11 protein-coding genes, 1 tRNA gene and 3 rRNA genes are annotated in these 22,390 nt (G+C 66.8%); 12 read left to right on the top strand and 3 right to left on the bottom strand.

Features of this window, described 5'->3' with window-relative positions; translation table 11 throughout:
- Positions 1-15 precede the first annotated feature (15 nt).
- Positions 16-768 carry a 4-hydroxy-tetrahydrodipicolinate reductase gene (dapB, locus tag DC008_RS25855; protein ID WP_108708993.1) on the top strand — a complete coding sequence of 251 codons (753 nt, stop codon included), beginning with the start codon at positions 16-18 and terminating at the stop codon, positions 766-768.
- 13 nt (positions 769-781) lie between these two features.
- Entirely contained in the window at positions 782-1,234 is a 453-nt protein-coding gene (locus DC008_RS25860) for a tetratricopeptide repeat protein (protein WP_108708994.1), read from the top strand.
- 59 nt (positions 1,235-1,293) lie between these two features.
- Here the strand turns inward: DC008_RS25860 and DC008_RS25865 are convergent, their stop codons facing one another.
- Positions 1,294-1,848, bottom strand: a complete 555-nt coding sequence (locus DC008_RS25865; protein ID WP_108708995.1) for a hypothetical protein — start codon at positions 1,846-1,848, stop codon at positions 1,294-1,296.
- A 91-nt stretch (positions 1,849-1,939) separates the two neighbouring features.
- On the bottom strand, positions 1,940-2,176 hold the full coding sequence (locus DC008_RS25870; RefSeq protein ID WP_055623174.1) for a hypothetical protein: 237 nt from the start codon (positions 2,174-2,176) through the stop codon (positions 1,940-1,942).
- Between the two features lie 226 nt (positions 2,177-2,402).
- Here DC008_RS25870 and thyX point away from each other — a divergent pair, with 226 nt between their 5' ends.
- From thyX to DC008_RS25915, 8 genes are all read left to right on the top strand, one after another.
- Positions 2,403-3,143, top strand: coding sequence for an FAD-dependent thymidylate synthase (gene thyX / locus DC008_RS25875; protein WP_108708996.1), 741 nt, complete (start codon positions 2,403-2,405; stop codon positions 3,141-3,143).
- Positions 3,144-3,357: 214 nt separating this feature from the next.
- Positions 3,358-4,257 carry a 4-hydroxy-tetrahydrodipicolinate synthase gene (gene dapA / locus DC008_RS25880; RefSeq protein WP_108708997.1) on the top strand — a complete coding sequence of 300 codons (900 nt, stop codon included), beginning with the start codon at positions 3,358-3,360 and terminating at the stop codon, positions 4,255-4,257.
- A gap of 153 nt (positions 4,258-4,410) precedes the next feature.
- A complete protein-coding gene (locus DC008_RS25885) occupies positions 4,411-6,096 on the top strand; it encodes a ribonuclease J (protein ID WP_108708998.1) in 1,686 nt (561 codons plus the stop codon).
- Between the two features lie 494 nt (positions 6,097-6,590).
- Positions 6,591-8,116: ribosomal RNA gene (locus tag DC008_RS25895) — 16S ribosomal RNA — on the top strand.
- Positions 8,117-8,430: 314 nt separating this feature from the next.
- Positions 8,431-11,553 (top strand): 23S ribosomal RNA (locus DC008_RS25900).
- Positions 11,554-11,638: 85 nt separating this feature from the next.
- Positions 11,639-11,755: ribosomal RNA gene (gene rrf, locus DC008_RS25905) — 5S ribosomal RNA — on the top strand.
- The 16S, 23S and 5S rRNA genes sit together here, the layout of an rRNA operon.
- Positions 11,756-11,868: 113 nt before the next feature.
- Entirely contained in the window at positions 11,869-12,531 is a 663-nt protein-coding gene (locus DC008_RS25910; protein ID WP_108710855.1) for a DegT/DnrJ/EryC1/StrS family aminotransferase, read from the top strand.
- Between the two features lie 75 nt (positions 12,532-12,606).
- Positions 12,607-12,682: transfer RNA gene (locus tag DC008_RS25915), tRNA-Thr, on the top strand.
- A 58-nt stretch (positions 12,683-12,740) separates the two neighbouring features.
- Here DC008_RS25915 and DC008_RS25920 read toward each other — a convergent pair.
- A complete protein-coding gene (locus DC008_RS25920; RefSeq protein WP_108709000.1) occupies positions 12,741-15,485 on the bottom strand; it encodes a SpoIIE family protein phosphatase in 2,745 nt (914 codons plus the stop codon).
- A gap of 377 nt (positions 15,486-15,862) precedes the next feature.
- Between DC008_RS25920 and DC008_RS25930 the strand changes: the two genes are divergently transcribed.
- Both DC008_RS25930 and DC008_RS25935 read left to right on the top strand, forming a co-directional pair.
- Positions 15,863-21,337 (top strand): HAMP domain-containing protein, encoded by a 5,475-nt coding sequence (locus tag DC008_RS25930; protein WP_108709001.1) that lies wholly within the window; start codon positions 15,863-15,865, stop codon positions 21,335-21,337.
- A 244-nt stretch (positions 21,338-21,581) separates the two neighbouring features.
- Entirely contained in the window at positions 21,582-22,262 is a 681-nt protein-coding gene (locus DC008_RS25935) for a response regulator (RefSeq protein ID WP_108709002.1), read from the top strand.
- The last annotated feature ends 128 nt before the right edge of the window (positions 22,263-22,390 follow it).

Below are 22,390 nucleotides of genomic sequence, written 5' to 3' on the forward strand. Positions count from 1 at the left end.
AAGGAAGCACAGAAGATGAGCAAGCTGCGCGTGGCGGTCCTCGGCGCCAAGGGCCGGATCGGCTCCGAGGCGGTACGGGCGGTCGAGGCCGCCGAGGACATGGAGCTGGTCGCCGCCCTGAGCCGGGGCGACAAGCTGGAGACCCTGGCGGAGACCGGCGCCGAGGTGGCCGTCGAACTCACCACGCCCGACTCGGTGATGGCCAACCTGGAGTACTGCGTCGGCCACGGCATCCACGCCGTCGTCGGCACGACCGGCTGGACCGACGAGCGCCTCGCGCGGCTGCGGGGCTGGCTCGACGCCTCGCCGACGACGGGCGTGCTCATCGCGCCGAACTTCTCCATCGGCGCCGTCCTGACGATGAAGTTCGCGCAGATCGCCGCGCCCTACTTCGAGTCCGTCGAGGTCGTCGAACTGCACCACCCGAAGAAGGTCGACGCCCCCTCCGGCACCGCCACGCGCACCGCACAGCTCATCGCCGAGGCGCGCCGGGCCGCCGGCACCGCACCGGCTCCGGACGCCACGGAGACCGCCCTGGACGGCGCCCGCGGCGCCAACGTCGACGGGGTGCCCGTCCACGCGGTCCGGCTGCGCGGCCTGCTCGCCCACCAGGAGGTCCTCCTCGGCGGCGAGGGCGAGACCCTCACCGTCCGCCACGACTCCCTGCACCACAGCAGCTTCATGCCGGGCATCCTGCTCGGCGCGCGGCGGGTGGTGACCACTCCGGGCCTCACGTTCGGCCTGGAACACTTCCTGGACCTGAGCTGACACGAGACACCTGATGCGCGCGAAGATCTCCTACGTAGTGACGGCCGCCGTCCTGGTCGTCTACTTCGTCCTGGTCGGCAGCCGGGGCGTCATGCTCATCCAGTCCGGCACCGTCATCACGGTCACCTTCGGTGTCGCCGTGCTGATCCTGCCGGTCATCGGCGTGTGGTTCCTGTGGAAGAACACCCAGTTCGTCCGCCGGGCCAACGCCCTGGCCGCCGAACTCGACGCCGAGGGCGGCCTGCCGGTCGACGAACTGCGGCGTACCCCCGGCGGCCGTATCGACCGCGACTCCGCCGACGAGGTCTTCGCCCGGCGCAAGGCCGAGACCGAGGCCGCGCCCGAGGACTGGCGCAGCTGGTTCCGCCTCGCCGTCGCCTACCACGACGCCCGCGACACCCCGCGGGCCCGCAAGGCCATGCAGCGCGCGATCGCCCTGCACGACGGCAGGACCGTCGACGCCTGACCCGCAGACGTGAGGGGCCGGTCCAGCACCCTGGACCGGCCCCTCACGCATGTCATCGCTCAGCCGCGCGCGTTCTCCGCGGCCCAGGCCTCGACGGCGTCGGTGGCCCGGTCGAACGCGGCGGGACGGGCCAGGAAGTCCGCGTTGTGCGTGGTCATCAGCACCGGCAGCTCATCGCCCGCACGACCCCGGCGTACAAGCAGAAGCGCCTGCCCCTGCACGGTCCGGGGCAACCCGAACCAGCGCACCGGCTGCTGCACCGTCCGCACGGCCGCGACCTGCTGCCAGGGCACCGTACGCGTGACGAGGAACCGGGCGTGGCGCAGCCCGTGGGCGCTCACCCACACACCCAGGCGCAGCAGGCGCAGCGCCCCGGCGATGATGACCAGCGCGATCCCGAACACGGTCGCGGCCGCGCTCAGCGTGCCGGTGAGAGCGATGATCACCGCGGCGAACAGCACGTAGGAGGCGAGGAGCAGCCACAGCGCGGCCGCGCCCACCCGCCACGGCCCGGGACGGTAGGGGCGCCGCCAGCGCTCGTGGTCGTCGAAGGGCAGCGCGACGTCGTCGGCTGCCTCGAACGCGCGGTCGGCCGTCAGGAAGGGCAGGGGCACGGCTGGTCCTCACTCAATCCATGCATGGGCTGTGACCGGTGAGGCTACCGAGACGTGAGACCACTCACCACCCTCGGGGGTCCGAAGGGGTTCAGCGCCCGTCGGACGCCTGCGACTGCGAGGTGCCGGCGTCGGTGTCGGTCGACAGGGCCGGCGTACCGATCACCAGCGAGCCGACGAGACCGGCGACGATGGTGAGACCGAGCAGCGCGCGCCCGGCCAGCCGGCCGAGGGAGGGCCGCTCACGGGGCGGGGGAGTGACATTGCTGCGGAACCGGTCGGCTTCGGCGACGAAGGCGAAGGGAACGGGCTCGCGCCGGCGGGACATGGGGACGTCGTCTCCTCTGGGGTTGGTAAGGGTGTCGGTGAGGGGGTTCGCGGGGGGTGACCCGTCATGAAGACAGACGAGCGAACGCACCAATCGGTGCCCGGTTTCACCGAATTCACAGAAATTCGCCGTCGTATGTCGCGACCCGGCACCGATCGCCCCGTTGTCAGTGCCGGGCCGTAGAGTGGGCGCCGCCCGAAGCCGTGAAGGAAGGACCTCCCGAGCCGTGACCGACACCCCCGCCGCCGACCTCAAACCCAGCTTCCGCAGCGATGTCAGCGTGGAGCTGGTCAAGCACAGCGCGGCCGACTCCGACGTGCTGTGGGCCGCCCGTGTCTCCACCGCCGGCGAGCAGTCCCTGGACGAGCTGAAGAAGGACCCGGAGCGCTCCCGGGGCCTGATCAACTACCTGATGCGGGACCGGCACGGCAGCCCCTTCGAGCACAACTCGATGACCTTCTTCATCAGCGCCCCGATCTTCGTGTTCCGCGAGTTCATGCGCCACCGCGTGGGCTGGTCGTACAACGAGGAGAGCGGGCGCTACAGGGAGCTCCAGCCCGTCTTCTACGTCCCCGACGAGTCCCGCAAGCTCGTGCAGGAGGGCCGCCCCGGCAAGTACGTCTTCGTGGAGGGCACCCAGGCCCAGCAGGAGCTCGTCGGCCGGGTCATGGAGGACTCCTACCGGCAGGCGTACGAGGCGTACCAGGAGATGCTCGCCGCCGGCGTGGCCCGCGAGGTCGCCCGCTCGGTCCTCCCGGTCGGCCTGTTCTCCTCGATGTACGCCACGTGCAACGCCCGCTCGCTCATGCACTTCCTCGGCCTGCGCACCCAGCACGAGCTGGCGAAGGTCCCGTCCTTCCCGCAGCGCGAGATCGAGATGGTGGGGGAGCGCATGGAGGCCGAGTGGGCCAAGCTCATGCCGCTCACGTACGCCGCGTTCAACGCCAACGGCCGGGTGGCGCCCTGACCCGACCGCTCTGCGGCGGCCGGCACGGCACGCGGGGCGTCAGCCTCGCGAAGTGTCCGTATTGCGGCATTTAGAGAAGTTCATCTAGCCTGATCAAACGGACCCGGCACTGCTTGAACCCCCGAGCAGGCAGTGCCGGGCTCCTTATTTGTCCTGACTTTGCCGCACCCCCCGAGGGCAGACCCGGCCGTGCACAACGAGTAGCGTGTAACCCATGGCTCCGACCTCGACTCCGCAGACCCCCTTCGGGCGGGTCCTCACCGCCATGATCACGCCCTTCACGGCGGACGGCGTACTCGATCTCGACGGCGCGCAGCGGCTCGCCACGCACCTGGTGGACGCAGGCAACGACGGCCTGATCATCAACGGCACCACCGGCGAGTCGCCCACCACCAGCAACGCGGAGAAAAAGGATCTCGTACGCGCCGTGCTGGACGCCGTCGGCGACCGGGCCCACGTGGTGGCCGGGGTCGGCACGAACGACACGCGGCACAGCCTGGAGCTCGCCCACGACGCGGAGCAGGTGGGCGCGCACGGCCTGCTGGTCGTCACGCCGTACTACAACAAGCCCCCGCAGGAGGGCCTGTACCGGCACTTCAAGGCCATCGCCGACAGCACCGGCCTGCCCGTCATGCTCTACGACATCCCCGGCCGCAGCGGCGTCCCGATCAGCACCGAGACGATCGTCCGGCTCGCCGAGCACCCGCGCATCGTGGCCAACAAGGACGCCAAGGGCGACCTCGGCCGTGCCAGCTGGACCATCGCCCGCTCCGGGCTCGCCTGGTACTCCGGCGACGACATGCTGAACCTGCCGCTGCTCTCCGTCGGCGCCGTGGGCTTCGTCTCCGTCGTCGGCCATCTTGTGACCCCGGACCTGCGCGCACTCATCGAGGCGTACACCTCCGGCGACGTCCAGAAGGCCACGGAGATCCACCAGAAGCTGCTCCCGGTCTACACCGGCATGTTCCGCACCCAGGGCGTCATGACGACCAAGGCGGCGCTCGCCCTCCAGGGGCTCCCCGCCGGACCCCTGCGCGCCCCCATGGTGGAGTGCTCCCCCGAGGAGATCGAGCAGCTCAAGATCGATCTTGCCGCGGGCGGGGTACAGCTCTAAACACAGACTTCGCGCGCGAGCCGCGCACCTGACTTCACAACTGAATAAGCAGGCCACCGGTGCCTGCACCCCACAACGACAACTGCTTCTGCACGAACGTCATGCGCGCCACGTGCCCAACCGGTACGTGGCGCGTGTGGTGAGGAGAGTCTTTTGAGTCATCCGCATCCTGAACTGGGCCCGCCCCCGCCGCTTGCCGAAGGCGGGCTGAGGGTCACCCCGCTCGGCGGCCTCGGCGAGATCGGCCGGAACATGACCGTCTTCGAGTACGGCGGCCGCCTGCTGATCGTCGACTGCGGAGTGCTCTTCCCCGAGGAGGAGCAGCCCGGAATCGACCTGATCCTGCCGGACTTCTCGTCCATCAGGAACCGCCTCGACGACATCGAGGGCATCGTCCTCACCCACGGTCACGAGGACCACATCGGCGGTGTGCCCTTCCTGCTGCGCGAGAAGCCGGACATCCCGCTGATCGGCTCCAAGCTGACCCTGGCCCTGATCGAGGCCAAGCTCCAGGAGCACCGGATCCGCCCGTACACCCTGGGGGTGTCCGAGGGGAACCGCGAGCGCATCGGCCCCTTCGACTGCGAGTTCGTCGCGGTCAACCACTCCATCCCGGACGCCCTCGCCGTGGCCATCCGCACCCCCGCGGGCATGGTGGTCCACACGGGCGACTTCAAGATGGACCAGCTCCCGCTGGACAACCGCCTGACCGACCTGCACGCCTTCGCGCGTCTGAGCGAAGAGGGCATCGACCTCCTTCTCTCCGACTCCACGAACGCGGAAGTGCCGGGCTTCACGCCGCACGAGCGGGACATCTCCAACGTCCTGCGCCAGGTCTTCGCCGGTGCCCGCAAGCGCGTGATCGTGGCCAGCTTCGCCAGCCACGTCCACCGCATCCAGCAGATCCTGGACGCGGCCCACGAGTACGGCCGCCGGGTCGCCTTCGTCGGCCGTTCGATGGTCCGCAACATGGGGATCGCTCGCGACCTCGGCTACCTCAAGGTCCCGCCGGGCCTGGTCGTCGACGTCAAGACGCTCGACGACCTCCCGGACAGCGAGGTCGTCCTGGTCTGCACGGGCTCCCAGGGCGAACCGATGGCCGCCCTGTCCCGGATGGCCAACCGCGACCACCAGATCCGCATCGTCCAGGGCGACACGGTGATCCTGGCGTCGTCGCTCATCCCGGGCAACGAGAACGCGGTCTACCGCGTGATCAACGGCCTGACCCGCTGGGGCGCCAACGTCGTCCACAAGGGCAACGCCAAGGTCCACGTCTCGGGCCACGCCTCGGCCGGCGAGCTGCTGTACTTCTACAACATCTGCCGCCCGAAGAACCTGATGCCCGTCCACGGCGAATGGCGCCATCTGCGCGCCAACGCCGAGCTGGGCGCCCTGACCGGCGTCCCGCACGACCGGATCGTCATCGCCGAGGACGGCGTCGTCGTCGACCTGGTCGAGGGCAAGGCGAAGATCGCGGGCAAGGTCCAGGCCGGATACGTCTACGTCGACGGCCTCTCCGTCGGTGACGTCGGCGAGCCGGCCCTGAAGGACCGCAAGATCCTCGGCGACGAGGGCATCATCTCGGTCTTCCTGGTGGTGGACTCCTCCACAGGCAAGATCACGGGCGGCCCGCACATCCAGGCCCGCGGCTCCGGTATCGAGGACTCGGCCTTCGCGGACGTCATCCCGAGGATCACCGAGACGCTGGAACGCTCGGCCCAGGACGGTGTGGTCGAACCGCACCAGCTGCAGCAACTGGTGCGCCGGACCCTCGGCAAGTGGGTCTCGGACACCTACCGTCGCCGGCCGATGATCCTGCCGGTGGTCGTGGAGGTCTGACGACCCGTCGGCCCACGGCCGCGTGCTTCAGGAGCGGGGCGCCTCGATTTGCATCGGGGCGCCCCGCTCCAGTACGTTTACGGCTCCGCCCGAGGGGAACCCGGCCACTTCACGTGCCCGGACCGCCCCGCAGGGGGCGGGAAATCCGACTCAGAACTTCTGATAAAGTCGGAAGCGCCGGAAAGGGAAACGCGGAAGCGGGAACCTGGAAAGCACCGAGGAAATCGGATCGGAAAGATCTGATAGAGTCGGAAACGCAAGACCGAAGGGAAGCGCCCGGAGGAAAGCCCGAGAGGGTGAGTACAAAGGAAGCGTCCGTTCCTTGAGAACTCAACAGCGTGCCAAAAGTCAACGCCAGATATGTTGATACCCCGTCTCCAGCATCTGCTGGGGCGAGGTTCCTTTGAAAAACACAGCGAGGACGCTGTGAACGTCGGGATTATTCCTCCCGATGTTCCGCTCTCGTGATGTGTGCACCCGATCACGGGTAAACATTCACGGAGAGTTTGATCCTGGCTCAGGACGAACGCTGGCGGCGTGCTTAACACATGCAAGTCGAACGATGAACCACTTCGGTGGGGATTAGTGGCGAACGGGTGAGTAACACGTGGGCAATCTGCCCTGCACTCTGGGACAAGCCCTGGAAACGGGGTCTAATACCGGATACTGAGCCACTTGGGCATCCAAGTGGTTCGAAAGCTCCGGCGGTGCAGGATGAGCCCGCGGCCTATCAGCTTGTTGGTGAGGTAATGGCTCACCAAGGCGACGACGGGTAGCCGGCCTGAGAGGGCGACCGGCCACACTGGGACTGAGACACGGCCCAGACTCCTACGGGAGGCAGCAGTGGGGAATATTGCACAATGGGCGAAAGCCTGATGCAGCGACGCCGCGTGAGGGATGACGGCCTTCGGGTTGTAAACCTCTTTCAGCAGGGAAGAAGCGAAAGTGACGGTACCTGCAGAAGAAGCGCCGGCTAACTACGTGCCAGCAGCCGCGGTAATACGTAGGGCGCAAGCGTTGTCCGGAATTATTGGGCGTAAAGAGCTCGTAGGCGGCTTGTCACGTCGGTTGTGAAAGCCCGGGGCTTAACCCCGGGTCTGCAGTCGATACGGGCAGGCTAGAGTTCGGTAGGGGAGATCGGAATTCCTGGTGTAGCGGTGAAATGCGCAGATATCAGGAGGAACACCGGTGGCGAAGGCGGATCTCTGGGCCGATACTGACGCTGAGGAGCGAAAGCGTGGGGAGCGAACAGGATTAGATACCCTGGTAGTCCACGCCGTAAACGGTGGGCACTAGGTGTGGGCAACATTCCACGTTGTCCGTGCCGCAGCTAACGCATTAAGTGCCCCGCCTGGGGAGTACGGCCGCAAGGCTAAAACTCAAAGGAATTGACGGGGGCCCGCACAAGCGGCGGAGCATGTGGCTTAATTCGACGCAACGCGAAGAACCTTACCAAGGCTTGACATACACCGGAAACGTCCAGAGATGGGCGCCCCCTTGTGGTCGGTGTACAGGTGGTGCATGGCTGTCGTCAGCTCGTGTCGTGAGATGTTGGGTTAAGTCCCGCAACGAGCGCAACCCTTGTCCCGTGTTGCCAGCAGGCCCTTGTGGTGCTGGGGACTCACGGGAGACCGCCGGGGTCAACTCGGAGGAAGGTGGGGACGACGTCAAGTCATCATGCCCCTTATGTCTTGGGCTGCACACGTGCTACAATGGCCGGTACAATGAGCTGCGATACCGCGAGGTGGAGCGAATCTCAAAAAGCCGGTCTCAGTTCGGATTGGGGTCTGCAACTCGACCCCATGAAGTCGGAGTCGCTAGTAATCGCAGATCAGCATTGCTGCGGTGAATACGTTCCCGGGCCTTGTACACACCGCCCGTCACGTCACGAAAGTCGGTAACACCCGAAGCCGGTGGCCCAACCCCTTGTGGGAGGGAGCTGTCGAAGGTGGGACTGGCGATTGGGACGAAGTCGTAACAAGGTAGCCGTACCGGAAGGTGCGGCTGGATCACCTCCTTTCTAAGGAGCACTTCTCACCGAGTCCTTCGGGACGAGGTCAGAGGCCAGCATGCGAGCGAACGTCTCGCACTGGTTGCTCATGGGTGGAACGTTGACTACTCGGCACGGTCCAGGATGGACCAGGCGCTAGTACTGCTCTTCGGGGCGTGGAACGCTGATCTGGTCAACTGACTGTGTCGGGCACGCTGTTGGGTGTCTGAAGGTACGGCCGTATGGTCGCCTTCAGTGCCGGCCCCAGTGAACTCGAGCTTCTGCTCGGGGTGATGGGTGGTTGGTCGTTGTTTGAGAACTGCACAGTGGACGCGAGCATCTGTGGCCAAGTTTTTAAGGGCGCACGGTGGATGCCTTGGCACCAGGAACCGATGAAGGACGTGGGAGGCCACGATAGTCCCCGGGGAGTCGTCAACCAGGCTTTGATCCGGGGGTTTCCGAATGGGGAAACCCGGCAGTCGTCATGGGCTGTCACCCTTGCCTGAACACATAGGGCAAGTGGAGGGAACGCGGGGAAGTGAAACATCTCAGTACCCGCAGGAAGAGAAAACAACCGTGATTCCGGGAGTAGTGGCGAGCGAAACCGGATGAGGCCAAACCGTATGCGTGTGAGACCCGGCAGGGGTTGCGCATTCGGGGTTGTGGGATCTCTCTTGATCAGTCTGCCGGCTGGTCGACGAGTCAGAAACCGTTGATGTAGGCGAAGGACATGCGAAAGGTCCGGCGTAGAGGGTAAGACCCCCGTAGTCGAAACGTCAGCGGCTCGTTTGAGAGACACCCAAGTAGCACGGGGCCCGAGAAATCCCGTGTGAATCTGGCGGGACCACCCGCTAAGCCTAAATATTCCCTGGTGACCGATAGCGGATAGTACCGTGAGGGAATGGTGAAAAGTACCGCGGGAGCGGAGTGAAATAGTACCTGAAACCGTGTGCCTACAAGCCGTGGGAGCGTCGGGCGAGCACTTGTGCTTGCCTCGTGACTGCGTGCCTTTTGAAGAATGAGCCTGCGAGTTTGCGGTGTGTTGCGAGGTTAACCCGTGTGGGGAAGCCGTAGCGAAAGCGAGTCCGAATAGGGCGATTCAGTAGCGCGCTCAAGACCCGAAGCGGAGTGATCTAGCCATGGGCAGGTTGAAGCGGAGGTAAGACTTCGTGGAGGACCGAACCCACCAGGGTTGAAAACCTGGGGGATGACCTGTGGTTAGGGGTGAAAGGCCAATCAAACTCCGTGATAGCTGGTTCTCCCCGAAATGCATTTAGGTGCAGCGTCGTGTGTTTCTTGCCGGAGGTAGAGCACTGGATAGGCGATGGGCCCTACCGGGTTACTGACCTTAGCCAAACTCCGAATGCCGGTAAGTGAGAGCGCGGCAGTGAGACTGTGGGGGATAAGCTCCATGGTCGAGAGGGAAACAGCCCAGAGCATCGACTAAGGCCCCTAAGCGTACGCTAAGTGGGAAAGGATGTGGAGTCGCAGAGACAACCAGGAGGTTGGCTTAGAAGCAGCCACCCTTGAAAGAGTGCGTAATAGCTCACTGGTCTAGTGATTCCGCGCCGACAATGTAGCGGGGCTCAAGCGTACCGCCGAAGTCGTGTCATTCACACAATAGGGCCAACGCCTGTGTGGATGGGTAGGGGAGCGTCGTGTGCCGGGTGAAGCAGCACCGGAAGGTAGTTGTGGACGGTTCACGAGTGAGAATGCAGGCATGAGTAGCGATACAAACGTGAGAAACGTTTGCGCCGATTGACTAAGGGTTCCTGGGTCAAGCTGATCTGCCCAGGGTAAGTCGGGACCTAAGGCGAGGCCGACAGGCGTAGTCGATGGATAACCGGTTGATATTCCGGTACCCGCTGTGAAGCGTCAAACATCGAATCCAGTGATGCTAAGCCCGTGAAGCCGCCGGCTGAGTCTTCGGACGAGGTCGGAGTGGTGGAGCCGGTGACCCGAGCTGGTAGTAGGTGAGTGATGGGGTGACGCAGGAAGGTAGTCCATCCCGGGCGGTGGTTGTCCCGGGGTAAGGGTGTAGGACGCAAGGTAGGCAAATCCGCCTTGCACATAGTCTGAGACCTGATGCCGAGCCGATTGTGGTGAAGTGGATGATCCTATGCTGTCGAGAAAAGCCTCTAGCGAGTTTCATGGCGGCCCGTACCCTAAACCGACTCAGGTGGTCAGGTAGAGAATACCGAGGCGTTCGGGTGAACTATGGTTAAGGAACTCGGCAAAATGCCCCCGTAACTTCGGGAGAAGGGGGGCCACATCCGGTGAGAGGACTTGCTCCTCGAGCTGGGGGTGGCCGCAGAGACCAGCGAGAAGCGACTGTTTACTAAAAACACAGGTCCGTGCGAAGCCGTAAGGCGATGTATACGGACTGACGCCTGCCCGGTGCTGGAACGTTAAGGGGACCGGTTAGTCCGATTTCGGTCGGGCGAAGCTGAGAACTTAAGCGCCAGTAAACGGCGGTGGTAACTATAACCATCCTAAGGTAGCGAAATTCCTTGTCGGGTAAGTTCCGACCTGCACGAATGGCGTAACGACTTCTCGACTGTCTCAACCATAGGCCCGGTGAAATTGCACTACGAGTAAAGATGCTCGTTTCGCGCAGCAGGACGGAAAGACCCCGGGACCTTTACTACAGTTTGATATTGGTGTTCGGTTCGGCTTGTGTAGGATAGCTGGGAGACTGTGAAGCTTGGACGCCAGTTCAGGTGGAGTCGTCGTTGAAATACCAGTCTGGTCGTGCTGGATGTCTAACCTGGGTCCGTGATCCGGATCAGGGACAGTGTCTGATGGGTAGTTTAACTGGGGCGGTTGCCTCCTAAAGAGTAACGGAGGCGCCCAAAGGTTCCCTCAGCCTGGTTGGCAATCAGGTGTTGAGTGTAAGTGCACAAGGGAGCTTGACTGTGAGACCGACGGGTCGAGCAGGGACGAAAGTCGGGACTAGTGATCCGGCGGTGGCTTGTGGAAGCGCCGTCGCTCAACGGATAAAAGGTACCCCGGGGATAACAGGCTGATCTTCCCCAAGAGTCCATATCGACGGGATGGTTTGGCACCTCGATGTCGGCTCGTCGCATCCTGGGGCTGGAGTCGGTCCCAAGGGTTGGGCTGTTCGCCCATTAAAGCGGTACGCGAGCTGGGTTTAGAACGTCGTGAGACAGTTCGGTCCCTATCCGCTGTGCGCGTAGGAGTCTTGAGAAGGGCTGTCCCTAGTACGAGAGGACCGGGACGGACGAACCTCTGGTGTGCCAGTTGTCCTGCCAAGGGCATGGCTGGTTGGCTACGTTCGGGAGGGATAACCGCTGAAAGCATCTAAGCGGGAAGCCTGCTTCGAGATGAGGACTCCCACCCACTTGATGGGGTAAGGCTCCCAGTAGACGACTGGGTTGATAGGCCGGATCTGGAAGCACGGTAACGTGTGGAGGTGACCGGTACTAATAGGCCGAGGGCTTGTCCTCAGTTGCTCGCGTCCACTGTGTTGGTTCTGAAACCACGAACAACCCCATGTGCCACACATGGTGCGGTTGAACAGTTTCATAGTGTTTCGGTGGTCATAGCGTGAGGGAAACGCCCGGTTACATTCCGAACCCGGAAGCTAAGCCTTACAGCGCCGATGGTACTGCAGGGGGGACCCTGTGGGAGAGTAGGACACCGCCGAACAATTATTAGAGGGCTGGATCCGAAACTTAGGTTTCGGGTCCAGCCCTTTTTTGTTGCTCTTCATCTGGCGTTCACGTGCCGCGCGCAGCATCCAAGGCATGGGTATTGCCGCAATGCTCCGGGCCGCCGGCATAGGCGTCGGTGACGAGGTCGTCGTGCCGGCCTTCGGAAACGTCGAGGTCGCTGAGGCCGTCGTACTGGCGGGCGCGCTGCCGGTGTTCGCCGACATCGATCCGGTGACGTACTGCCTGGATGCCGCTGCCGTGGACGCCGTGGTCGGTCCGCGGACGGCCGCTGTCGTCGTCGTGCACCGCTTCGGGCGCCTTGCAGATGTCGCGCGAGTACGGGGAATTGGGCAGCGGCGTGGGCTGCTGGTCCTGGAGCAGGGGGAGTCCGAGGTGCCGTACGACGAGGTCGCGCGGCGCCGGGAGCGGGCGGCCTATCTGGACGCCAAGTTGAAGGGTGTGCTGACGCCCGACGGGGGTGACGGGCACACGTATCAGCAGTATGTGGTGCGGGTGCCGGGGAACGGGCGGCCCGACCGGGACGCGTTCGCATGGGCCTTGCGACACAAGGGAGTTGAGTGCCGGGTGCCGGTGAAGACGCCGGTGCACCGACTGCCCGCGTACCGGCGGTGTGTGGCCTTGCCCGAGACCGAGCGGGCCGCCGACGAGACCTTGGCGCTGCCGGTCGACGCCGCCCTCACCAAGCGGGACATGCAGCGTGTGGTGGCGGCCTGCAATGCGCTCGGTGGACTGCTTCAGCCGGCCTTCTGACGGAATTTGGGAGCACGGGCGCGTTCGGGGTAGGATCTCTTTCGTTGCCGCGAGGGAAACCCCGCAAGGCAGCCGGCCCCTATAGCTCAGTCGGTAGAGCGTCTCCATGGTAAGGAGAAGGTCAACGGTTCGATTCCGTTTGGGGGCTCCACTGGAAAGGCCCCGCCCCTTCGGGCGGGGCCTTTTTCATGCCCTTGTTTCCTGTTCCCTCAGTCCTGGTGGATTCCGGGGACGCGCATGGCCAGGATCGCCATGTCGTCGGACGGGGCGTCGGAGGCGAAGCGTTCGACCGCGCGCATGATGCGCGCCGCGACCGCGCCGGCCGTCAGGCCTGTGCACGTCGTGAGGACATCGGCGAGGCCGTCGTCGCCCAGCATGCGGGTGCCCTCGCGGCGTTCGGTGACGCCGTCGGTGACACACAGCAGAACGTCGCCGGGGTCGAGGGTGACCGTCTGCTCGTAGAGCTCCAGGTCCTCCATGACGCCCAGCAGCGGCTGGGGTTCGGCGGCCGGTTCGACGGTGCCGTCCTGGCGCAGGCGGAGCGGGAGCGGGTGGCCGGCGCAGACCACCTTCAGCTCCGCGCTGCCGTCCTCCTGCGGCCGCATCTCGCCGTAGAGGAGGGTCAGGAAGCGGCTGCGGGCGCCCTCGTCGAGGATCGCGGAGTTCAGGCGCTCCAGGACCGCGGGGCCGCTGAGGCCCTCGCGGGCGAGCAGGCGCAGGGCGTGCCGGGCGAGGCCGGTGACCGCGGCGGCGTTGGGGCCGGTGCCGCAGACGTCTCCGATGGCGAAACCGTAGGCGCCGTCGCTGATGGGGAAGAGGTCGTAGAAGTCACCGCCCACCTCGTTGCCCTCGCCGGCCGCGCGGTAGATGACCTCGACCTCCACGCCGTCGATCTGCGGCAGCTCCGGCGGCAGCAGGCTGCGCTGGAGGGACTGGCTGATGGCCGTGCGCTCGGAGTAGAGGCGGGCGTTGTCCAGGGCGAGGGCGGCCCGCCGGCTCAGGTCCTCGGCGAGCTCGAGGATCTCCTGGCGGAAGTGCTCGTCGGTCGGCTTGCCCAGCGTCAGCATGCCGATGACGCGGTTGCGGGCGACCAGGGGCAGGACCACCGTCTCGCCGCCGACGGCGGAGGCCGTGGCGAGGGTGGGGCCGATGCCCGCGCTGACGCGGCCGACGGGCTCTCCGAGGCCGAGGCTGCGCATGGAGGTGCGCAGGGCGGCTTGGTGCGCCGACTCGGCGGGCGCGGACCAGACACGGGCGCCGGGGGTGGGTACCGGGTCCGGCGGGGGGATCTTCGACAGCAACGACTTGATGCCGTCGATGAGTTCCTCGTCCTCGTGCAGGACGTACGACAGGTACGGCTCGGAGGCCTGGTCGGCGATCGTGTAGACCGCGCACCAGGTGGCGAGGGTCGGGACCGTCATCTGGGCCATGAGCGCCAGGGTCTGGTCGCGGTCCAGGGTGCCGGCGAGCAGGTCGGACGCCTCGACCAGGAAGCTGAGGGAGCCTCTGCGCAGGCGTTCGAGCTCCCCGAGGCGGGCGGACTCGACCGCCAGGGCGATGCGGTCGGCGGCGAACTGGAGGCGCAGGGCCTCCTCGTTGGAGTACCGGCCGGGTGCCTCCGCGGCGACGCCGAGGGAGCCGGTGAGGCGGCCCTCGACCTTGAGGGGAACCGTGACGACGGAGCGCATGCCCGTGCCGCGCAGCAGGGGGACGGCGCCGGGCACCATCGTGAGGTCCTCGTGGACGGCGGGCATCCGGGCGGAGCCGTAGCGGCCGGGGCCGGCCTCGACCGGGACGCGGGCGAAGCGCTGACGGGCGGAGGGCAGGCCGGTGGAGGCCCGGACCTCCAGTTCCGTCTCGTCGTCGGTGGCGAGCAGCAGAAAGGCGGAGTCGCCGTCGAGCATGTCGCGGGCGCGCTCCACGGTGCGCTGGAGCAGGCCGTCGAGGTCGTCCGGGGCGGGGGAGCCGATGAACACCTCGAACGGGTCGGTGCTCGAGGACTCGGATGCGGCGTCGCCGGCCGGCATGCGCAGGGGCGTCTGGAGGACGGCGCGCTCGTGGTTGCGGACCAGGAGGCAGACCGTGGAGGGCTCGCCTTCGGTGTCGCGGACGCGGAGGTGGGAGGCGTACACGGGGGTGACGCGGCCGTCGGCGCCCCTTATGCCGTAGCTGCCCTCCCAGCGGGAGAGCTGGAGGGCCTCGGCGATGCCGGTGCTGGTGCCCGGGGTGTGCGGCCAGGCCGCGAAGTCGGTGAGGGGCTTGCCGACGACCTGATCGGCCGCGTAGCCGAAGAGGTCCTCGGCGTCCTCGTTCCACGAGGAGATGGCGCCGGTGCGGTCGATCTGGACCACGGCGACGCGGACGCGGCCGTCGGCGAGCGGGAGGAGGTCGAGGGGGAGCGAGGGTCCGGCGGCGCGGGTGCCGACGGGGCGCTCGGGCAGGTCGAGCTGGAACCAGACCTGCTTGTGCGTGGGGGAGTAGTCGACGCCCCAGCGGCCGGCGAGCGCCGCGCACAGCTGGAGGCCGCGGCCTCCCTCGCGGTCGGGACTGCCCATGTTGACGGGGGAGCCCTGGAGCGGGATCTCGCGCTCCGGGTAGCGATCGGCCACCTCGATCCGTACGCCGTCCTCACTGCGCAGGCACAGGACGTCCGCGGAGGTGCCCGCGTGGACGACGGCGTTGGTCACCAGCTCGCTGGTGAGGACCACGGCGTCGTCGACGATGTCGGCGAAGCCCCAGCCCTGGAGGGTGTCGCGGACGAAGGAGCGGGCGCTCGCGACGGACCGCCCGACAGGCTCGAAGCTGGCTGCCGCGCGCGCGGTGATCACAGAACTCCTCGTCGGGTCGTCGACGTGCAGGGCTTCGCGGCGGGCCGGGTCGCGCCGCTGGTGCGGCATCTGTCCGCCCGTCGGCCCGTCCGGGGTCGGTGCCCCCGGAATCAGTCCGGTGGTCATGTCCGGCTGCCCCTCCGTTGCCCGCTCGTGCTCCTCCTGCCACCGCCCAGGCCGGACGGACCGGCGCGGCTGGACAGCCGCATGCAAGGTTACTTACCTTCGCGGTCCCTGCGGATGCCGGTCTGCAGTGTTTCCGTCCGGAGGGTGTGCGGACGATGTGCGAAGCTGCCGAACTGTTATGGCCGGGTTCAGCCGGGGTGAAACACTGGGCAGGCTTCTGATGAAGGTCCGGGCAGGCCGAGTGTGAGGCGCGTCCGGTGGGCAGCAGCCCGTGGGCGGCCCGGTCGGTCCGGGCGGGCCACCCGGTGGACAACGGGTACGCGGAAGCAGCAGCACCGAGCACGACAGTGATGGTCGACCCCTGCGGGAGGGACACAGTGGAGTCTGGCGCAGCGACGCGGGGCACGAAGACGCGCGCGAAAGGCGGACAGTCCCTGAGGAGCGAACGCAAGAGCCGCGGCGGTACCACCGCCGTGGACACGGCGGCCCTGAACCGCCTGATGGCGGCCCTGGTGTCGATGCGCGACGGGAACTTCCGCAAGCGGCTCACGGTGTCCGGCGACGGCGTGATGTCGGAGATCGCGGCCGTCTTCAACGAGGTGGCCGACCGCAATCTCCACCTCACGGGTGAGCTGGCTCGCGTGCGCCGGATGGTCGGCCGGGAGGGCAAGCTGACCGAGCGGCTGGAGACCGGGGCCTGTGAGGGCTCCTGGGCGGTCGCGATCGACAACTCGAACGCGCTGGTGGACGACCTGGTCCGGCCGGTCTCCGAGGTCGGGCGGGTGCTGTCGGCGGTCGCCGAGGGTGATCTGTCGCCGCGGATGGAGCTGCGGACGCAGGCCCCGGACGGCACGGGGCATCCGCTGCGGGGCGAGTTCCTGAAGGTCGGCCGCACCGTCAACAATCTCGTCGACCAGCTGTCGACGTTCACCGACGAGGTCACGCGTGTGGCCAGCGAGGTGGGCACGGAGGGCAAGCTCGGCGGGCAGGCGCGGGTGCGCGGTATGTCCGGGTCCTGGAAGGACCTGACGGACTCCGTGAACACCATGGCGTACCGGCTGACCGCGCAGGTGCGGGACATCGCGCTGGTGACGACGGCGGTGGCCAAGGGCGATCTGTCGCGCAAGGTCACGGTGCATGTGGCCGGCGAGATGCTGGAGCTGAAGAACACCGTCAACACGATGGTGGACCAGCTGTCGTCGTTCTCGTCCGAGGTGACGCGCGTCGCCCGCGAGGTGGGCACCGAGGGTGAGCTCGGCGGCCAGGCGCAGGTGCCCGGTGTGGCGGGTGTGTGGAAGGACCTCACCGATTCGGTGAACCTGATGGCTGGGAACCTGACGGCCCAGGTGCGGGGTATCTCACAGGTGACGACGGCGGTCGCCAACGGTGATCTGTCGCAGAAGGTGACGGTGTCGGCGCGGGGCGAGGTCGCCCAGCTCGCGGACACGATCAACCAGATGACCGAGACGCTGCGGATCTTCGCGGACGAGGTCACGCGCGTGGCCAACGAGGTCGGCGCGGAGGGGCAGCTCGGCGGTCAGGCGAATGTGCCGGGCGCGGCCGGCACCTGGAAGGACCTGACGGACTCCGTCAACACGGTGTTCCGGAATCTGACCATTCAGGTGAGGGACATCGCGGCCGTCACGACCGCGGTGGCCAGTGGTGACCTCTCGCAGAAGGTCACGGTCGACGTGGCCGGCGAGATGCTGGAGCTGAAGAACACCGTCAACGGGATGGTGGACCAGCTGTCGTCGTTCGGCAGCGAGGTGACCCGGGTCGCCCGTGAGGTCGGTGTCGAGGGTGAGCTGGGCGGCCAGGCGCAGGTGCCGGGGGCCGCGGGGACGTGGAAGGACCTGACGGACTCCGTCAACACGGCGTTCCGGAACCTCACCGGGCAGGTGAGGAACATCGCGCAGGTGACGACGGCGGTCGCCAACGGCGATCTGTCGCAGAAGGTCACGGTGGACGTCTCCGGTGAGATGCTCCAGCTGAAGAACACCGTGAACACGATGGTGGACCAGCTGTCGTCGTTCGCGGACCAGGTGACGCGGATGGCCCGGGACGTGGGTACGGAGGGCCGCCTGGGCGGTCAGGCCGTCGTACCGGGGGTGTCGGGCACCTGGAAGGAGCTCACGGACTCCGTCAACTTCATGGCCGGGAACCTGACGTCGCAGGTGCGGCAGATCGCCCAGGTGACGACGGCGGTGGCGCGCGGTGACCTGTCGCAGAAGATCGACGTGGACGCGCGCGGGGAGATCCTCGAGCTGAAGAACACCATCAACACGATGGTCGACCAGCTGTCCGGCTTCGCCGACCAGGTGACCCGGGTGGCCCGTGAGGTGGGCACCGAGGGCCGGCTCGGCGGTCAGGCGCAGGTGCCCGGTGTCGCCGGTGTGTGGCGGGATCTCACGGACTCCGTGAACGGCATGGCCGGCAACCTCACGGCCCAGGTGCGCAACATCGCGCAGGTCGCGACGGCGGTGGCGCGCGGTGACCTCTCGCAGAAGATCACCGTGGACGCGCGCGGGGAGATCCTGGAGCTGAAGAACACGCTGAACACGATGGTGGACCAGCTGTCGTCGTTCGCGGAGGAGGTCACCAGGGTCGCCCGCGAGGTGGGCACCGAGGGTGAGCTGGGCGGTCAGGCCGAGGTGCAGGGTGTCTCCGGCACCTGGAAGGACCTCACGCAGTCCGTGAACTTCATGGCGAACAACCTGACCATCCAGGTGCGCCAGATCGCCGAGGTCACGACGGCGGTCGCCAAGGGCGATCTGTCGAAGAAGATCACCGTCGACGCCAAGGGCGAGATCCTCGAACTGGTGACGACGGTGAACACGATGGTGGACCAGCTGTCGTCGTTCGCCGAGCAGGTGACCCGGGTGGCCCGTGAGGTGGGCACCGAGGGCATCCTGGGCGGTCAGGCGCACGTCCCGGGTGTCACGGGCATCTGGAAGGACCTCAGCGGCAATGTGAACCTGATGGCGAAGAACCTCACCATGCAGGTGCGGAACATCTCGCAGGTCGCGGCCGCCGTCGCCAACGGCGATCTGACGCGGACGGTGACGATCGAGGCGCGCGGCGAGGTCGCGCAGCTCGCGGACACCTTCAACACGATGGTGAAGACGCTGAGTTCGTTCGCCGACCAGGTCACCAAGGTGGCCCGTGAGGTGGGCACGGACGGCATCCTGGGCGGTCAGGCGCACGTTCCGGGCGTGGCCGGCACCTGGAAGGACCTCACCGAGTCCGTGAACCAGATGGCGTCGAACCTGACCGGTCAGGTCCGCAACATCGCCATGGTCACGACCGCCATCGCCAAGGGCGACCTGACGAAGAAGATCGACATCGACGCCCGGGGCGAGATCCTGGAGCTGAAGACCACGATCAACACGATGGTCGACCAGCTGTCGTCGTTCGCCGAGGAGGTCACCCGCGTCGCCCGCGAGGTGGGCACCGAGGGGCAGCTCGGCGGCCAGGCACGCGTACGTGACGTCGACGGCACCTGGCGGGACCTGACCGAGTCCGTGAACGAGATGGCCGGGAACCTGACCCGGCAGGTGCGCGCCATCGCGCGCGTGGCGACCGCGGTGACCCGCGGCGACCTGAACCTGAAGATCGACGTCGACGCGTCCGGCGAGATCCAGGAGCTGCAGGACTACATCAACAAGATGATCGCCAACCTGCGCGACACCACGATCGCCAACAAGGAGCAGGACTGGCTCAAGGGCAACCTCGCCCGGATCTCGGCGCTGATGCAGGGCCGCCGGGACCTGGAGGACGTGGCCTCGCTGATCATGAGCGAGCTGACGCCGGTCGTCTCGGCGCAGCACGGCGCGTTCTTCCTGGCGATGCCCCTGGTGGACGGCAAGGACATCAGCGCCGAGGGCGAGGACCAGTACGAGCTGCGGATGCTGGGGTCGTACGCCTACTCGATGGGGTCGATGCCGACCTCGTTCCGGCCCGGCGAGGGGCTGATCGGGACGGCCGCCCTGGAGAAGCGCGCGATCCTGGTGGAGAACGCGCCCAGCGGCTATCTGAAGATCTCCTCCGGGCTCGGTGAGGCGCCGCCCGCGCAGGTGATCGTGCTGCCGGTGCTGTTCGAGGGCAAGGTGCTCGGTGTGATCGAGCTGGCCTCGTTCACACCGTTCACGCAGATCCAGAAGGACTTCCTCAACCAGATCGCCGAGATGATCGCGACCAGCGTCAACACCATCTCGGTCAACACCAAGACCGAGGTGCTGCTGCGGCAGTCGCAGGAGCTGACCGAGCAACTGCGGGAGCGGTCGGAGGAGTTGGAGAACCGGCAGAAGGCCCTCCAGGCGTCCAACGCCGAACTGGAGGAGAAGGCCGAGCTGCTGGCCCAGCAGAACCGCGACATCGAGGTGAAGAACACCGAGATCGAGGAGGCGCGGCAGGTCCTGGAGGAGCGCGCCGAGCAGCTCGCGGTGTCGATGCGCTACAAGAGCGAGTTCCTCGCCAACATGTCGCACGAGCTGCGCACGCCGCTCAACTCGCTGCTGATCCTGGCGAAGCTGCTCGCCGACAACGCCGAGGGGAACCTCTCGCCGAAGCAGGTCGAGTTCGCCGAAACGATCCACGGTGCCGGTTCCGACCTGCTCCAGCTGATCAACGACATCTTGGACCTGTCGAAGGTCGAGGCGGGCAAGATGGACGTCTCGCCGACACGGATCGCGCTCGTCCAGCTCGTCGACTACGTCGAGGCGACGTTCCGGCCGCTGACCGCGGAGAAGGGCCTGGACCTGTCCGTACGGGTGTCGCCGGAGCTGCCGGCCACGCTGCACACGGACGAGCAGCGGCTGCTCCAGGTGCTGCGGAACCTGCTGTCGAACGCCGTGAAGTTCACCGACTCCGGGTCGGTCGAGCTGGTCATCCGGCCCGCGGGCTCGGATGTGCCGCCGTCGATCCGGGAGCAGCTGCTGGAGGCGGGGTCGCTGACCGAGGCCGACGCCCCGCTGATCGCGTTCTCGGTGACCGACACGGGCATCGGGATCGCGGCGAGCAAGATGCGGGTGATCTTCGAGGCGTTCAAGCAGGCCGACGGCACCACGAGCCGCAAGTACGGCGGTACGGGGCTGGGGCTGTCGATCTCGCGGGAGATCGCCCAGCTGCTCGGCGGTGAGATCCACGCGCAGAGCGAACCGGGGCGCGGCTCGACGTTCACGCTGTATTTGCCTCTGCACCCCAGCGAACTGCCTCCGCAGGGGTACCAGCAGCAGCTGCCGCCGCTGGACCCGGGTGACCTGGTGGCGTCGGCGGCCGATCTGTCGGAGCTGTCGGACGCCGAGATCGAGACGCCGGCCGAGGTGCGGTCGTACCGGGAGACCCAGAACGGCGCCGCGGCGCTCTTCCGGCGTCGGCGCCGGGCGGCGGAGCTGGAGCAGCGGCCGACGCAGCCGGAGCTGCGGCCGGCGGTCGCCGAGGAGGGTCCGTCGGCCCGGTCGCGGCGGGGCATCCGCTTCGGCGGCGAGAAGGTCCTGATCGTGGACGACGACATCCGCAACGTCTTCGCGCTGACCAGCGTGCTGGAGCAGCACGGGCTGTCGGTGCTGTACGCGGAGAACGGCCGGGAGGGCATCGAGGTCCTGGAGCAGCACGACGACGTGGCCGTCGTCCTGATGGACATCATGATGCCCGAGATGGACGGGTACGCGACGACCACGGCGATCCGGCGGATGCCGCAGTTCGCCGGGCTGCCGATCATCGCGCTCACCGCGAAGGCCATGAAGGGCGACCGGGAGAAGGCGATCGAGTCGGGCGCCTCGGACTACGTGACCAAGCCGGTGGACCCCGATCATCTGCTCACGGTGATGAACCAGTGGATGAGGGAGCAGTGACAGGAACGAACCCGGGTGCCGTGAATTTGTTGACTCAGGGTGCTCGAAGCTGTGTAGAAGTGCGGGATTCGGGGAACCTTCTGGTCTCCCGCTACGTTTCTGCTACGTGCACAGTGACATCGCGGTGACAGGGTGTGGCGACAGGCGGGGTGCGGTTACCATGACCGGCACGAGGGCGGGCGGCGTAAGGGAGCCGTCCCCTGGGGCGGAGCCCGGTGCACTGCCGGGGCGAGGAGGGCGGGCCATGGTGCAGAAGGCCAAGATCCTCCTGGTCGATGACCGGCCGGAGAATCTGCTGGCGCTGGAGGCGATCCTCTCTGCGCTCGATCAGACCCTGGTGCGGGCATCGTCCGGGGAGGAAGCGCTCAAAGCACTGCTGACGGACGACTTCGCGGTCATTCTGCTGGACGTCCAGATGCCGGGAATGGACGGTTTCGAAACCGCGGCGCACATCAAGCGACGGGAACGGACCCGGGACATCCCGATCATCTTCCTCACCGCGATCAACCACGGTCCGCACCACACCTTCCGCGGATACGCGGCGGGCGCGGTGGACTACATCTCGAAGCCGTTCGACCCGTGGGTGCTGCGGGCCAAGGTCTCGGTGTTCGTCGAGCTGTACATGAAGAACTGCCAGCTGCGCGAGCAGGCGGCACTCCTGCGACTGCAGTTGGAGGGCGGCGGCAAGGCCGCCGGTGCCGAGTCCAAGGAGCCCGCCGGGCTGCTCGCCGAGCTGTCCGCGCGCCTGGCCGCCGTCGAGGAGCAGGCCGAGGCGCTCTCGAAGCAGCTCGACGACGACTCGGCCGACGCGGCCGCGGTGGCCACCGCGGCCCATCTCGAACGCAAACTCACGGGACTGCGGCGGGCGCTGGACGCGTTGGAGCCGGGCGCCGGCAGCGCGTCGTCGGTGTCGTCGCAGAACTGACCGCGAGACGGGCCCCGTTGGTGACCGGTGGCGCTATGTCCCGATGTGTGAGCCGGCGTCAGTTCACCGCCTCCGCACGGGCGACACGAACGGGTGAAGCAGTGGGCACACGTGTCCACTGTCTCCTC

Origin of the sequence: Streptomyces nigra (genome assembly GCF_003074055.1) — a bacterium.
GTDB lineage: Bacteria > Actinomycetota > Actinomycetes > Streptomycetales > Streptomycetaceae > Streptomyces > Streptomyces nigra.